Below are 13,413 nucleotides of genomic sequence, written 5' to 3'. Positions count from 1 at the left end.
CACCGCGTGCGCGTCCACCGCCGCAGGGACCGAGCAGGGGGCGAACGTCATGAAGTCCAGGGTCACCGCCCATGTCGACACCTTCGCCCGCGACCGCCTGCCGCCCCCGGACCAGTGGCCCGATCTGGTGTTCGACCTTCCCGAGCTGCGCTATCCCGACCGGCTCAACGCCGCCGCCGAACTGCTCGGTGGCACCGACCCCGGCCGCCCCGTCTTCCGCACGCCCGCCGGGGAGACCTGGACGTACGGGGAGCTCTCCGCCCGCGTCGACCGGGTCGCCCATCTCCTGACCACCGCACTCGGGGTCGTCCCGGGGAACCGGGTCCTGCTGCGCGGGCCCACCACGCCCTGGCTGGCCGCCTGCTGGCTGGCGGTGCTCAAGGCGGGGGCGATCGCGGTGACGGTGCTCGCACAGCAGCGGCCGTACGAGCTGGTGAGGGTCTGTGAGCTGGCGCGGGTCACGCACGCGCTGTGCGACGTCCGCTCCGTGGACGACCTGGTGAAGGCCGAGGTACCCGGGCTGAGGATCACGACGTACGGCGGGGACGGGCCGCGGGACCTGCTCCGGCTGCCCGCGCCGGACGGGCCGTTCGCGGCGGTCGGCACGGCGGCCGAGGACGTGGCGCTGATCGCCTTCACCTCCGGTACGACCGGGCGGCCCAAGGGATGCGTGCACTTCCACCGGGACGTCCTGGCCGTGGCGGACACCTTCTCCCGGCACGTCCTGCGGCCCCGGGCCGACGACCTGTTCGCCGGGTCTCCCCCGCTCGGCTTCACCTTCGGCCTCGGCGGGCTCGTCGTGTTCCCGATGCGGGCGGGGGCCAGCTCCCTGCTGCTCGAACAGGCGGGCCCGAGACAGCTGCTGCCGGCGCTCGCGGAGCACCGGGTGTCGGTGCTGTTCACCGCGCCGACGGCGTACCGGGCGATGCTCGGCGACCTGGACGGGCACGACCTGTCGGCGCTGCGGCGGTGCGTGTCGGCGGGTGAGAACCTCCCGGCGGCCACCTGGCGGGCCTGGCACGAGCGGACCGGGCTGCGGATCATCAACGGCATCGGTGCGACCGAGCTGCTGCACATCTTCATCTCCGCCGCCGACGACGCCGTACGGCCCGGCACCACCGGGGTTCCCGTACCGGGGTGGCACGCGCGCGTGCAGGACGCCGACGGGGTGCCGGTGCCGGACGGGGAGCAGGGGCTGCTCGCGGTGCGCGGGCCCGTGGGGTGCCGTTACCTCGCCGACGAACGGCAGCGGGAGTACGTGCGCGGCGGCTGGAACGTCACCGGCGACACCTATGTCCGTCAGCCGGACGGGTACTTCCGCTATGTCGCGCGCGCGGACGACATGATCGTCTCCGCCGGGTACAACATCGCGGGACCGGAGGTCGAGGACGCCCTGCTGCGCCATCCGCAGGTGCTGGAGGCGGCGGTCGTGGGACGGCCCGACGAGGCGCGCGGGCAGGTCGCCGTCGCGTACGTGGTCGTCGCGGCGGGGGCCGAGCGGGACGGCGAGGCGCTGCGCGCGTTCGTCAGGACCGAGCTGGCACCCTACAAGTGTCCGCGCGAGATCGTGTTCCTGGACGCCCTGCCGCGCACGGCGACCGGAAAACTCCAGCGGTTCCGTCTGCGCACCGCTGGTGACCAGCACTGATACCGAAGACCTAAAATGATCAACGTGTCCGAACAGCACGCTCCACGTTCGCTCATCGTCACCTTCTACGGCGCGTACGGCCGTTCGGTGCCGGGTCCCGTGCCCGTCTCCGAGCTGATCCGGCTGCTCGCCGCGGTGGGTGTCGACGCGCCCTCCGTCCGTTCCTCGGTGTCCCGGCTGAAACGCCGCGGCCTGCTGCTGCCCGCCCGGACCGCGGCGGGCGCCGCCGGGTACGCGCTGTCGGACGACGCGCGGCAGCTCCTGGAGGACGGCGACCGGCGGATCTACGCGACGGCTCCCGAACAGGACGAGGGCTGGGTGCTCGCCGTGTTCTCGGTGCCGGAGTCCGAGCGGCAGAAGCGGCACGTGCTGCGCTCCCGGCTCGCCGGCCTCGGCTTCGGCACGGCCGCGCCGGGCGTGTGGATCGCGCCCGCCCGGCTGTACGAGGAGACCCGGCACACCCTCGTCCGGCTGCGGCTCGACCCGTACGTGGAGCTGTTCCGGGGCGAGCACCTGGGGTTCGCGGCGACCGCCGAGGCGGTGGCGCGGTGGTGGGACCTGGCCGGGATCGCCAAGCAGCACGAGGCGTTCCTCGACCGGCACGCGCCCGTGCTGCACGACTGGAAGCACCGCACCGACACCCCGCCGGAGGCGGCGTACCGCGACTACCTGCTGGTCCTGGACTCCTGGCGCCATCTGCCGTACGTCGACCCGGGACTGCCGGCCGCGCTGCTGCCGGCCGACTGGCCGGGGGTGCGGTCGGCGGCGGTCTTCCGGGCCCTGCACGAACGGCTGCGGGACGCGGGGGCGGAGTTCGCGGGTCTCGGGGCGTAGAACCCGGGGCCCGGTCGCGCAGCGTCCGCCACACCGGCGTGCGGCGGACGGCCGGGGAGTCGGCGGGCCTGGTGCGACCGGGCCCCGTGCGACCGCCGGGGTCAGGGGGCGCCGCCCAGGGTGAGCCGCGGTCTGGGGGCGTCGGTCCGGCCCGTGTTCGGGCGGCGGCTTCCCGCCCGGTAGGGGTCGGGCCAGGTCACGGCCGAGCCCTCGTAGCCCTGTTCAGCCGCGGCGTGGAGGGTCCAGTGCGGGTCGTAGAGGTGGGGGCGGCCGAGGGCGCAGAGGTCGGTACGGCCGGCGAGGATCAGGGAGTTGACGTCGTCCCAGGACGAGATCGCGCCCACGGCGATCACGGGAATCCGCGCCTCGTGACGGATCCGGTCCGCGTACGGCGTCTGGTACGAGCGGCCGTACGCGGGGCGCTCGTCGGCCACGACCTGCCCGGTGGAGACGTCGACGGCGTCCGCCCCGTGCGCGGCGAAGGCGCGGGCGATCTCCACGGCCTCGTCGGCGGTCGTGCCGCCCCGCGCCCAGTCCGTGGCGGAGATCCGGACCGTCATCGGCCGTTCCTCCGGCCAGACGGCTCGCACCGCGTCGAACACTTCGAGGGGGTAGCGCAGCCGGCGGTCGAGTGGGCCGCCGTACCGGTCGGTGCGGCGGTTCGTCAGCGGGGAGAGGAAACCGGAGAGCAGATAGCCGTGCGCGCAGTGCAGTTCGAGGAGGTCGAAGCCGCTGCGGGCGGCGCGGCCGGCCGCAGCGGTGAACTGCTCTCGTATGTCGGTGAGTTGGGCGCGGGAGAGTGCGCGCGGGGTGGGGCTCGCCGGGGTGTGCGGGAGCGGGGAGGCGGCGACGAGGGGCCAGTTGCCGTCCTCCAGCGGCTCGTCGATGCCCTCCCACATGCGTTTGGTGGAGCCCTTGCGCCCGGAGTGGCCTAGCTGGACGCCGATGGCCGTGCCGGGTGCCCGGTCGTGCACGAAGGTGACGACGCGGCGCCACGCCTCGGCCTGGCGGGCGTTCCACAGTCCGGCGCAGCCGGGGGTGATGCGCCCCTCGGGGCTCACGCACACCATCTCGGTCATCACGAGCCCGGCGCCGCCGAGCGCCCGTGCGCCCAGGTGGACGAGGTGGAAGTCGCCGGGGACGCCGTCGGTGGCCGAGTACATGTCCATGGGGGACACGACGACCCGGTTGCGCAGGGTCAGACCGCGCAGCCGGAAGGGCGTGAACATCGGGGGCGTGCCCGGCGGGCAGCCGAACTCCCGTTCGACGGCGCTCGTGAAGTGCGCGTCGCGCAGCCGGAGGTTGTCGTGGGTGACGCGGCGGCTGCGGGTGAGCAGGTTGAACGCGAACTGGCGGGGCGGCTGACGCCGGTACAGGCCGATGTTCTCGAACCATTCCAGGCTGGCCCGCGCGGCACGCTGCGTCGAGGCGACGACGGGGCGCCGCTCCTCCTCGTAGGCGGCCAGCGCCCGGTCGAGGTCGGGCTGTTCCTCCAGGCAGGCGGCCAGCGCCAGGGCGTCCTCGACGGCCAGCTTCGTGCCGGAGCCGATCGAGAAGTGCGCGGTGTGCGCGGCGTCGCCGAGGAGGACCAGGTTGCCGTGGGACCAGCGTTCGTTGACGACCGTGCGGAACGTCGTCCAGGTGGAGTTGTTGGAGCGCAGCGGGCGTCCGCCGAGCGCGTCCGAGAACAGCTTCGCGCAGCGTTCCACGGACTCGGCGGTGTCCCGTTCCCCGAAGCCGGCGGCCCGCCAGACCTCCTCGCGCATCTCGACGATGACGGTGGAGGCGTCGGGCCGGTTCCGCGCCCCCGGGGTCCGCGTCGAGGGGTGGCGGTCGGGCGACGGGCGGGAGTAGGGGTAGCCGTGCAGCTGCATGAAGCCGTGTTCCGTCTCCAGGATCTCGAAGCGGAACGCCTCGAAGGCGAAGTCGGCGGCCAGCCAGATGTAGCGGCAGCGGTGGGTCTCGATGGCCGGCCGGAACACCGCCGCGTACGCCTCGCGTGTCGCACTGTGCACACCGTCGGCCGCGATGACCAGGTCGTTCGTCTGGCGGAGCCAGTCCGGGTAGGGCGCTTCCGTGCCGAAGCGGAGGCGGACGCCGAGGGCGCGGCAGCGGTCCTGGAGGATCTGCAGGAGTCTGCGGCGGCCGAGGGCGGCGAAGCCGTGACCCCCGGAGGTGTGGCGGGTGCCCCGGTGGACGACGTCGATGTCGTCCCAGCGCACGAGGTCCGCGCGCAGCGCCTCGTACACCACCGGGTCGGCGTGTTCGATGCCGCCGAGGGTCTCGTCGGAGAGGACCACGCCGAAGCCGAAGGTGTCGTCGGGGGCGTTGCGTTCCCAGACGGTGATGTCGCGGGTGGGGTCGAGGCGTTTGAGGAGGGCGGCGGCGTAGAGGCCGCCCGGTCCGCCGCCGATGACCGCGATGCGGTGGGGGTGGCCGCGGTGCGCGGGCGCCCGCGGGTGGGCGGGGGCCGGTCGCGCCGCGGGGCGGGCAGGCGGGTCGGCGGTGTCCCGTGCCCGTGGCCGCGCCGTCCGGTCGGCGGGCATTCAGCGGCCTCGCCATGTCGGTGGGCGCTTCTGGGTGAACGCCGCGTGGAACTCGGCGTAGTCCTCGCCGTTCATCAGCAGGGCCTGGGTGGCGGCGTCCAGTTCGACGGCCGCGGCGAGCGGCATGTCCAGCTCGGCGGTGAGCAGGGCCTTGGTCTGGGCGTGCGCGAGGGCGGGGCCCTCGGCGAGGCGGCGGGCCAGGGCGATGGCGGCCTCGTCGGCCTCGCCCGCGCCGGTGAGCCGGCTGACGAGGCCGATGCGTTCGGCCTCGTCGGCGTGGACGGGGTCGCCGAGCATCAGCAGGCGGGTGGCGTGACCGAGGCCGACGACGCGCGGCAGGAGGTAGGCGGCACCCATGTCGCCGCCGGACAGGCCGACGCGGGTGAAGAGGAAGGCGAAGCGGGCGGTGGGGTCCGCGACCCGGAAGTCGGCGGCCAGGGCGAGGACCGCGCCGGCGCCGGCCGCCACCCCGTGCACGGCGGCGATCACCGGGAACGGGCATTCGCGGACGGCCCGGACGACCTGCCCGGTCATGCGGTTGAAGTCGAGGAGCTGGGCGGTGTCCATGCCGAGGGTGGCGCCGATGATCTCGTCGACGTCGCCGCCCGAGCAGAAGCCGCGGCCCTCGCCGGCCAGCACCAGGGCGCGCACGGACCGTTCCCGGGACAGCTCGGCGAGCAGGTCGCGCAGGTCGGCGTAGGCACCGAAGGTGAGCGCGTTGAGCTTGTCGGGGCGGGCGAGGGTGACCGTGGCGACGCCGTCGGCGAGCGAGCACCGCAGATGTCGCCAGTCGGAGGTGCGGGCGGCGGAGCCGGTGAAGGGACTCATGACGGGCGGCCTCCTCGGGGGGCTACCGCGACGCTGCGGCTGCTTACCTGCTCCTACGAAGCTATCACCGTTATCTGACCGTCGTCACGAGTGCGCGATAGGCGAAGGGGTGGCGGTGGGGTGGGCAGCCGAAGGGGCCGCGGGTGGGCGGGCGACGCAAGGAGCCGGGAGCCGTGGGTGGGCGGGCGACGCAAGGAGCCGTGACGGGCGGGGCGACCGGTCCGGCGGGCCGGTGACTCGGTCACGGACGTTCGACAAGCACGTAACGGCGGGCTCCGCCGTGCGCGGCGGGGCGTCGGTAGGGGTAAACCGCCCGGCAGCGGGGCCGAAGGTCCCGCACGGTGCCCGGCGAAAGACCGCGAAGGGACGCGCCGTACCATTCCTCACGCTGAAAGCAGGACGAGCCATGACCTGCTCCATGAACGGACCCGCCACCTTGCACGAGCCCTCCACCCCCTCTTCCTGGCGCGTCGCGCTGCCGCAGACGGCCGCGGCCGTGCCCGTGGCGCGTGCGCTGGTCCGGACGGCTCTGACCGACCTGGAGCACGGGACGGACTGCGACACGGCGGAGCTGCTCACGGCGGAGCTGGTGGCGAACGCGGTGGAGCACGCGGCGGGGGACGGCCCGATAGAGCTGGTCGTCGAACTGCTGCCGACCGGCTGCACGGTCGAGGTGCACGACCCGGACCCGGCGCCGCCGGGCGACCTCACGGCACCCGGGTACGACGAGCCGGACCCCTGGCAGGAACACGGCCGGGGCCTGCTGCTGATCCGGGCCCTCAGCTCGGCGTGCGGCCACCGCCCCACGCACTCGGGCAAGGCGGTCTGGTTCCGCCTCCCGTCGGCGCCGCACCAGCAGCGGCCGGGGCTCCACTAGACGACACACCCAGCGGTTCCAGCAGGGGTACGGCGAGGCCGGGGCAGGGGGCCGGGGCCTGCGCCGGGCCGGGCTCAGGCCAGGGTGGCCACCAGGACCGCCTTGATCGTGTGGAGGCGGTTCTCCGCCTCGTCGAAGACGACCGAGTGGTCGGACTCGAAGACCTCGTCGGTCACCTCCAGCGAGTCCAGGCCATGGCTCTCGTGGATCTCCCGGCCGACCTTCGTGCCCAGATCGTGGAAGGCCGGCAGGCAGTGGAGGAACTTGACGTCGGGGTTGCCGGTGGCGCGCAGCACGTCCATGGTCACGGCGTACGGGGAGAGCGCGGCGATCCGCTCGTCCCAGACCGACTTCGGCTCGCCCATCGACACCCAGACGTCGGTGGCCACGAAGTCGGCGCCGCGCACCCCCTCGTCGACCTGCTCGGTGAGCGTGATCCGCGCCCCGCTGATCTCGGCGAGCTTGCGGGCGCGGGCGACGACCTCCCCGGCGGGCCAGTAGGAGCGGGGGGCGACGACACGGAAGTCCATGCCGAGCAGCGCGCCGGTGACCAGGTAGGAGTTGCCCATGTTGAAGCGGGCGTCCCCGAGGTAGGCGAAGGCGATGCCGGCCAGCGGCTTGTCACTGTGCTCGGTCATGGTCATCACGTCGGCGAGCATCTGCGTGGGGTGCCAGTCGTCGGTGAGGCCGTTGTAGACGGGCACCCCGGCATACGCGGCGAGTTCCTCGACGTTGGCCTGGCTGTCCCCGCGGTACTCGATCGCGTCGAACATCCGGCCGAGCACGCGGGCGGTGTCCCGGACGGACTCCTTGTGCCCCATCTGTGAGCCGGAGGGGTCGAGGTAGGTGGTCGAGGCGCCCTGGTCGGCGGCGGCGACCTCGAAGGCGCAGCGGGTGCGCGTCGAGGTCTTCTCGAAGATCAGCGCGATGTTCCTGCCCGTCAGGCTCCGGGTCTCCGTCCCCGCCTTCTTCGCCGCCTTCAGCTCCACCGCCAGCTCGATCAGCCCGCGGAACTCCTCGGCGGTGAAGTCCAGCTCCTTGAGGAAGTGGCGCCCGGCGAGGGCGGGGAGGGCGGTCGCCATGGGGACGCTCCAGGGTCGGTCGGGGGCAGGTGGACTGCGGAACGGATGGAAGTCTATACGATGTTCCACATTTCTATACAGGGCCATGGGTCGCGTCCACGCCGGCCGCCCAGCCGGTCGCTCACACGGGCGCCCTCTCCACCGGGCAGCTCATGCAGCGCGGCCCGCCCCTGCCCCGCCCCAGCTCGCTCCCGGGGATCTCGATCACCTCGATGCCCCGCTTGCGCAGATGCGTGTTGGTGGTCACGTTCCGCTCGTAGGCCACCACGACCCCCGGCTCCACGGCCAGGACGTTGCACCCGTCGTCCCACTGCTCGCGCTCGGCGGCGTGCACGTCCTGGGTGGCGGTGAGCACCCGGATCTCGTTCAGCCCCAGGGCGGCGGCGATCGCGCGGTGCATGTGCTCCGGCGGGTGGTCGGTGACCTTCAGCTCCTTCTCGCCGACGCCGGGCTCGATGGTGTAGGAGCGGAGCATGCCGAGCCCGGCGTACTGGGTGAAGGTGTCGCCGTCGACCATGGTCATGACCGTGTCGAGGTGCATGAAGGCCCGGCGCTTCGGCATGTCCAGCGCGACGATGGTCCGCGCGGAGCCGGCGGCGAACAGTTTGTGGGCGAGCATCTCGACGGCCTGGGGCGTGGTCCGCTCGCTCATGCCGATGAGGACGGCGCCGTTGCCGATGACGAGGACGTCGCCCCCCTCGATGGTGGAGGGGTAGTCGGCCTGGCCCTCGGACCAGACGTGGAACGCCTCGCCACGGAAGAGGGGGTGGTGCCGGTAGATCGCCTCGAAGTGGACGGTCTCGCGCTGACGGGCCGGCCAGCGCATGGCGTTGATGGAGACCCCGTCGTAGATCCAGGCGGAGGTGTCACGGGTGAAGAGGTGGTTGGGGAGCGGTTCGATGAGGAAGTCGTCCAGCTCCATGACGTGGAAGCGGACGCTCGTCGGCTCCATGTGCGCGTCGAGGAACTCCCGCTTGGTCATCCCGCCGACCAGCGCCTCGACCAGTTCACCGAGGGGCAGGGACTCGAAGGCGGCCCGGAGATGGTCCGTGGCGAGCGGGCCGTACTCCTTCTCGTCGAAGACCCGGTCGAGGACGAGTTCACGGGCCTCGGGGACGCGCATGACGTCCGTCAGCAGGTCGCCGAAGAGGTGGACGGCGACTCCCCGGTCGCGCAGCACGTCCGCGAAGCCGTCGTGCTCCGCGCGCGCCCGGCGCACCCACAGCACGTCGTCGAAGAGGAGTTGGTCCTTGTTGCTGGGGGTGAGCCGTTTGAGCTCTAGATCGGGCCGGTGCAGGATGACGCGGCGCAGCCGCCCGGCCTCGGAGTCGACATGGAATCCCATGCCTCCATCCTGACCATTCGGGCGCGCGTTCACCCACAGGTCGGCCGAAACGATTCTCCGATCTCGTCTCCTTGACGATAAGCGGGCGGAGCCATTATCGTCCACCTGACGCGAACGAGTGTGCGGGGACGACGAGGGGGATCTTTCATGGCCGACATCACCAGACGGTTCGGCTGGCGGCACCTGCGCGGAGCGCCCACCGCGCACATCCGTCACCACCGCTCCGGACGACTCGTGCACGACGGCCCGGGGCTGAGCTTCTGGTACCGGTCGCTGACCGCCGCGCTGTCCGAGGTCCCCGTCGACGACCGCGAACTGGCGATGACCTTCCACGCCCGGACGTCCGACTTCCAGGACGTGGCGGTGCAGGCGACGGTGACCTACCGGGTCAGCGACCCGGCGACCGCCGCCGCACGGCTCGACTTCTCCATCGACCCCGACACGGGTGCCTGGCGGGGCGCTCCCCTGGAGCAGCTGTCGACCCTGCTGACGGAGACGGCGCAGCAGCACGCCCTGGACGTCCTCGCCCGTACGTCGCTGTCGTCCGCGCTGGTCGACGGGGTCGCGGCGGTACGGGAGCGGGTGGCGAGCGGCCTGGCGGCCGAGCCGCGGCTGCCGGCCACCGGCATCGAGATCGTGGCCGTGCGTGTGGTGGCGCTGCGACCCGAGCCGGAAGTGGAGCGAGCGTTGCGGACGCCCGCGCGGGAGCAGATCCAGCAGGAGGCGGACCGGGCGACCTACGAACGCCGCGCCGTGGCCGTCGAGCGGGAACGGGCCATCGCGGAGAACGAGCTGGCCAGCCAGATCGAACTCGCCCGCCGCGAGGAGCAGCTGGTGGAACAGCGGGGGACGAACGCGCGCCGCGAGGCCGAGGAGAAGGCCGCCGCGGACGCCGTGAGGGCGGGCGCGGAGGCGGCCCGGACGCTGCGGCTCACCGAGGCCGAGGCCACGCGCACCGTGCAGCTCGCCGAGGCCGAGGCCACGCGGAACGTCCGGCTCGCCGAGGCGGAGGCGGCCCGGCAGGTCAAGCTCGCCGAGGCGGAGGCCGCGGCGGCGCGGGCCGTCGGCGCGGCGCGTGCGGAGGCGCAGTCGGCGTGGCTGCGGGTGCACGGCGAGGTGGACGCGGCGACGCTGCACGCGCTGACCGGGACACGGCTCGCGGAGAACCTGCCGCGCATCGAGAACCTGACCGTCTCGCCGGACGTGCTGACCGGGCTGCTGGCGAAGCTGGGCGGGGCGGGCGGTCCCGGGGAGAGCGCGTGAGTCTCGCACCACGGGTGGTGCTGGTCCACCGCACCACCGAGTACGAGGAGCTGGTGGCCCGGCACGGCACGCACGGCCAGGCCGCCTTCTTCCTGAGGTCACGGGGGCGGGACATCGAGGAGGTCGCCGAGCGGCACCGCCAGGAGCGGCGGGCGCTGGCCGAGGTCACGTCCTCGGTGCCGCTGACCTGGCGTCAGGCCCGCGTGGAACGCGCGGACCTGGACCGGTTCCTGTTCGCTCCCGAGGACGTCGTGGTCGTCGTCGGGCAGGACGGGCTGGTGGCCAATGTCGCGAAGTACCTCGCGGGGCAGCCGGTGCTCGGGGTCGACGCCGACCCCCGGCGGAACCCGGGGGTGCTGGTACGGCACGGGGCCGGGGACGTGGCGAAGCTGCTCGCCTCGGCGGTGGCGCGGGCAGCGGCGGTGGACGAGCTGACCATGGTGGAGGCCGTCGCCGACGACACGCAGCGGCTGGTGGCGCTCAACGAGGTCTATCTGGGCGCGGCGGGGCACCAGACCGCGCGGTACCGCCTGGGACTCGACGGCGACAGGGGTGCCGTCGAGTCCCAGGCCTCGTCGGGGGTGCTGGTGGGGACGGGTACGGGGGCGACCGGGTGGATCCGGTCGGTGTGGCAGGAGCGGGCGAGCCGGCTGGAACTGCCGGGGCCGGGCGAGGCGCGGCTGCTGTGGTTCGTGCGGGAGGCGTGGCCGTCGCCGGTGACCGGTACGTCGCTGGTGGCGGGGGCGCTGGGGGCGGGGGCGCGGTTGCGGATGACCGTGGAGTCGGACCGGTTGATCGTGTTCGGGGACGGGATGGAGGGGGACGCGCTGGAGCTGACGTGGGGGCAGACGGTGGAGGTGGGGGTGGCGGACGTGCGGTTGCGGCTCCTGGGATGAGGACCTCGCCTCGCCCCCGCTGCCCCGGCCCGGCCCGTCCGTTAGGGGCCCCGCCCCGGCCCGTCCGTAAGGGGCCCCGCCCCGGCCTCTCGCCTGCTCCCGGTCCGCTACGCCGTCTCGGTCGCCGCTCCCTTGCGGCGCTTTCTCCGGGTGTAGGTCTCCAACGCCTGCCAGAGGTCCCGGCGGTCGACCTCCGGCCAGGGGGTGTCGGTGAAGTGGAGTTCGGCGTAGTGCGCGTGCCAGGGCAGGAAGTTGGAGATGCGGAGTTCGCCGCTGGTGCGCCACAGCAGGTCCACGTCGGGCATCGCGTGGTGCGGGAGGTACGCGGCGAACTGCTGCTCGGTGACGCGGGAGGGGTCGATGTCTCCCGCGAGGGCGGCGCGGGCGAGCGCCGCGCCCGCGCGGGTCAGCTCCGCCCGGCCGCCGTAGTTCACGCAGATGTTGAGGGTCAGGCCCGTGCGGTGGCGGGTGGCGCGCTCCTGGGAGCGCAGGACGTCGACGACGTCGTCCGGGAGACCGTCGGGGGAGCCGATCCAGCGCAGGCGTACGTCGTGCTGGAGCAGTTCGCCGTCGAGGAGTTCGGCGCGCATGATGGCGAACAGCTTGGAGACCTCGTCGGGTGAGCGCTTCCAGTTCTCCGTGGAGAACGCGTACACCGTCAGATGGCGCAGGCCGACCTCCAGGGCGCCCTGGACGACATCGCGCAGGGCGACCGCACCGGCGCGGTGCCCCTCGTCGCGGGGCAGACCGAGGCCGGTGGCCCAGCGGCCGTTGCCGTCCATGACGATGGCCACGTGGTTCGGGAGCTGGGCGGGGGCGATCCCGGGCGGGCGCACGCCCTCGGCGTGCGGGCGCGGCGGCAGGGGCGGCTCGGCGAGCGGCACCGGCTGCCACTCGGGCGTGCCGGGGGCGGTGTCGGCCTCGGCGCCCGGAACCGGGCGGCCACCGGGGGTGGCCGTGGTGGGCGGGAGGGTCAGCCGCCAGATCGCGGCGGCGCGGGCGCGGGCCGGCCCGAGGACACGCCACTGCTTGTGCCGGGGGACGCGTACCGGCCGGCGCAGCGCGGCGGGGCCCGCGCCTATGATCGCGTCCAGCTCCGCCGTGAACAGGTCGACGGTGGTGTCCAGGACGATCGCCGGCCCCAGCGGCAGACTGCCGCGCAGGACCCGGCGGGCACCCTCCAGCCAGGCGCGGGCCTCCCCCGTGAGGTGGGCGATGAGCCGCCGGACGGCGGGGGTCCACCGACGGGCGATCAGATCGGCCGGGGTGACCTGGAACCGGTCGAGCACCTCGGTGGGGAACCAGACGTGCCCCCCGTCCAGGTCCTCGGGCAGGTCGCGGAGCATGTCCGCGAGGAACAGCCCCTCCACGAAACGGGTGAAGCCGGGCACGTCCCGCAGCCGTACCGGCACGGGCAGGCCGCACCGCACCAGCAGCCGCATGAACTGCTCGGGCCAGCTGATGTTCTGGGCGTGGGCCCGTTCCCGCCACTCCTGCCAGGTGGCGACGGACTGCCGGTCGCCGTCCCGCTGGACCGCCTCCAGCGCGCCCAGCAGGTCGCCCAGTTCGAGTCCCCAGTGCCACACCGCATCGGTCAGCGCGAGCCGGATCGGGTCGTCGCTGGTGCCGCCGGCGAGGTCGGCCCGCAGCGCCTCCCGCCACTCATGGAGCCGGGCGGCGCGTTCCTCCAGGGTGCCGTCGGTGGCGTCGAGCAGGTCGTCGGCGTGGGCGAACGCCGCGTACAGGGCCCAGCAGGCGGGCCGGGCCGCCGGGGGCATCAGCCCCATCAGGGCGTACTCGGTGGGCCGCGTCGTGCGGACCAGGCGGCGGCACTCGTCGTAGGCGGCGTCGAGTGCCGATCGCTCTCGCCCGGACCGCGTTGCGCTGCGACGCATGGGTTACCCCGCATACCTTCGAATGGAACCGATGGGACCGACTCGGGTGGCGGCGATCGCCTGCGATTGGCTGCGATCGCTGCCCCCGAGCAGTGCCGGAACCGCTGAAACCATTCGAACGCGGAGCACGGCCACGCCTGTCTGCGACATTATCAGCCGCAAAGTCGCCACACAGGCTAGGGCTCTTCTGACGGATCTC

10 protein-coding genes are annotated in these 13,413 nt (G+C 73.5%); 5 read left to right on the top strand and 5 right to left on the bottom strand.

Translation table 11 applies throughout. The features are described from left to right. The first annotated feature begins 49 nt into the window (after positions 1 to 49). Together GSY65_RS28510 and GSY65_RS28505 are read left to right on the top strand one after the other, a co-directional pair. Complete coding sequence (locus tag GSY65_RS28510) at positions 50 to 1,648, top strand: AMP-binding protein (RefSeq protein ID WP_159774006.1); 1,599 nt, start codon at positions 50 to 52, stop codon at positions 1,646 to 1,648. A gap of 15 nt (positions 1,649 to 1,663) precedes the next feature. Further along, positions 1,664 to 2,482: a PaaX family transcriptional regulator gene (locus GSY65_RS28505; RefSeq protein WP_159774004.1), complete on the top strand. Its 819-nt coding sequence runs from the start codon at positions 1,664 to 1,666 to the stop codon at positions 2,480 to 2,482. A gap of 101 nt (positions 2,483 to 2,583) precedes the next feature. Here GSY65_RS28505 and GSY65_RS28500 read toward each other — a convergent pair whose 3' ends face one another. Beyond that, positions 2,584 to 5,028 (bottom strand): bifunctional salicylyl-CoA 5-hydroxylase/oxidoreductase, encoded by a 2,445-nt coding sequence (locus GSY65_RS28500; RefSeq protein ID WP_159774002.1) that lies wholly within the window; start codon positions 5,026 to 5,028, stop codon positions 2,584 to 2,586. Further along, complete coding sequence (locus GSY65_RS28495) at positions 5,029 to 5,856, bottom strand: enoyl-CoA hydratase family protein (protein ID WP_159774000.1); 828 nt, start codon at positions 5,854 to 5,856, stop codon at positions 5,029 to 5,031. A 406-nt stretch (positions 5,857 to 6,262) separates the two neighbouring features. Here GSY65_RS28495 and GSY65_RS28490 point away from each other — a divergent pair, with 406 nt between their 5' ends. Beyond that, a complete protein-coding gene (locus tag GSY65_RS28490; protein ID WP_159773998.1) occupies positions 6,263 to 6,733 on the top strand; it encodes an ATP-binding protein in 471 nt (156 codons plus the stop codon). A gap of 74 nt (positions 6,734 to 6,807) precedes the next feature. Here the strand turns inward: GSY65_RS28490 and argF are convergent, their stop codons facing one another. Beyond that, positions 6,808 to 7,815 (bottom strand): ornithine carbamoyltransferase, encoded by a 1,008-nt coding sequence (gene argF / locus GSY65_RS28485; RefSeq protein ID WP_159773996.1) that lies wholly within the window; start codon positions 7,813 to 7,815, stop codon positions 6,808 to 6,810. A 121-nt stretch (positions 7,816 to 7,936) separates the two neighbouring features. Next, a complete protein-coding gene (locus tag GSY65_RS28480) occupies positions 7,937 to 9,160 on the bottom strand; it encodes an arginine deiminase (RefSeq protein ID WP_201452695.1) in 1,224 nt (407 codons plus the stop codon). 147 nt (positions 9,161 to 9,307) lie between these two features. On the opposite strand from GSY65_RS28480, the gene GSY65_RS28475 reads away from it, so the two are divergent. After that, positions 9,308 to 10,423, top strand: a complete 1,116-nt coding sequence (locus tag GSY65_RS28475) for an SPFH domain-containing protein (RefSeq protein ID WP_159773992.1) — start codon at positions 9,308 to 9,310, stop codon at positions 10,421 to 10,423. Further along, positions 10,420 to 11,319 (top strand): NAD(+)/NADH kinase, encoded by a 900-nt coding sequence (locus GSY65_RS28470; protein WP_159773990.1) that lies wholly within the window; start codon positions 10,420 to 10,422, stop codon positions 11,317 to 11,319. The genes GSY65_RS28475 and GSY65_RS28470 overlap by 4 nt, the downstream gene beginning before the upstream one ends. 107 nt (positions 11,320 to 11,426) lie before the next feature. Here GSY65_RS28470 and uppS read toward each other — a convergent pair whose 3' ends face one another. After that, positions 11,427 to 13,214, bottom strand: a complete 1,788-nt coding sequence (uppS, locus tag GSY65_RS28465; RefSeq protein WP_159773988.1) for a polyprenyl diphosphate synthase — start codon at positions 13,212 to 13,214, stop codon at positions 11,427 to 11,429. Between the last annotated feature and the right edge of the window lie 199 nt (positions 13,215 to 13,413).

The sequence above is a fragment of the Streptomyces sp. HM190 genome (assembly GCF_009857135.1).
GTDB classification, from domain to species: domain Bacteria; phylum Actinomycetota; class Actinomycetes; order Streptomycetales; family Streptomycetaceae; genus Streptomyces; species Streptomyces heilongjiangensis.
This window is presented reverse-complemented; position numbering and strand designations above follow the sequence as displayed.

Excerpts from the sequence above, each read along its gene's own strand:
- GSY65_RS28480 (WP_201452695.1), bottom strand. The coding sequence starts at position 9,160 with ATGGGATTCCATGTCGACTCCGAGGCCGGGCGGCTGCGCCGCGTCATC.
- GSY65_RS28505 (WP_159774004.1), top strand. The coding sequence starts at position 1,664 with ATGATCAACGTGTCCGAACAGCACGCTCCACGTTCGCTCATCGTCACC.
- GSY65_RS28500 (WP_159774002.1), bottom strand. The coding sequence starts at position 5,028 with ATGCCCGCCGACCGGACGGCGCGGCCACGGGCACGGGACACCGCCGAC.
- GSY65_RS28490 (WP_159773998.1), top strand. The coding sequence starts at position 6,263 with ATGACCTGCTCCATGAACGGACCCGCCACCTTGCACGAGCCCTCCACC.
- GSY65_RS28510 (WP_159774006.1), top strand. The coding sequence starts at position 50 with ATGAAGTCCAGGGTCACCGCCCATGTCGACACCTTCGCCCGCGACCGC.
- GSY65_RS28495 (WP_159774000.1), bottom strand. The coding sequence starts at position 5,856 with ATGAGTCCCTTCACCGGCTCCGCCGCCCGCACCTCCGACTGGCGACAT.
- GSY65_RS28475 (WP_159773992.1), top strand. The coding sequence starts at position 9,308 with ATGGCCGACATCACCAGACGGTTCGGCTGGCGGCACCTGCGCGGAGCG.
- argF (WP_159773996.1), bottom strand. The coding sequence starts at position 7,815 with ATGGCGACCGCCCTCCCCGCCCTCGCCGGGCGCCACTTCCTCAAGGAG.
- uppS (WP_159773988.1), bottom strand. The coding sequence starts at position 13,214 with ATGCGTCGCAGCGCAACGCGGTCCGGGCGAGAGCGATCGGCACTCGAC.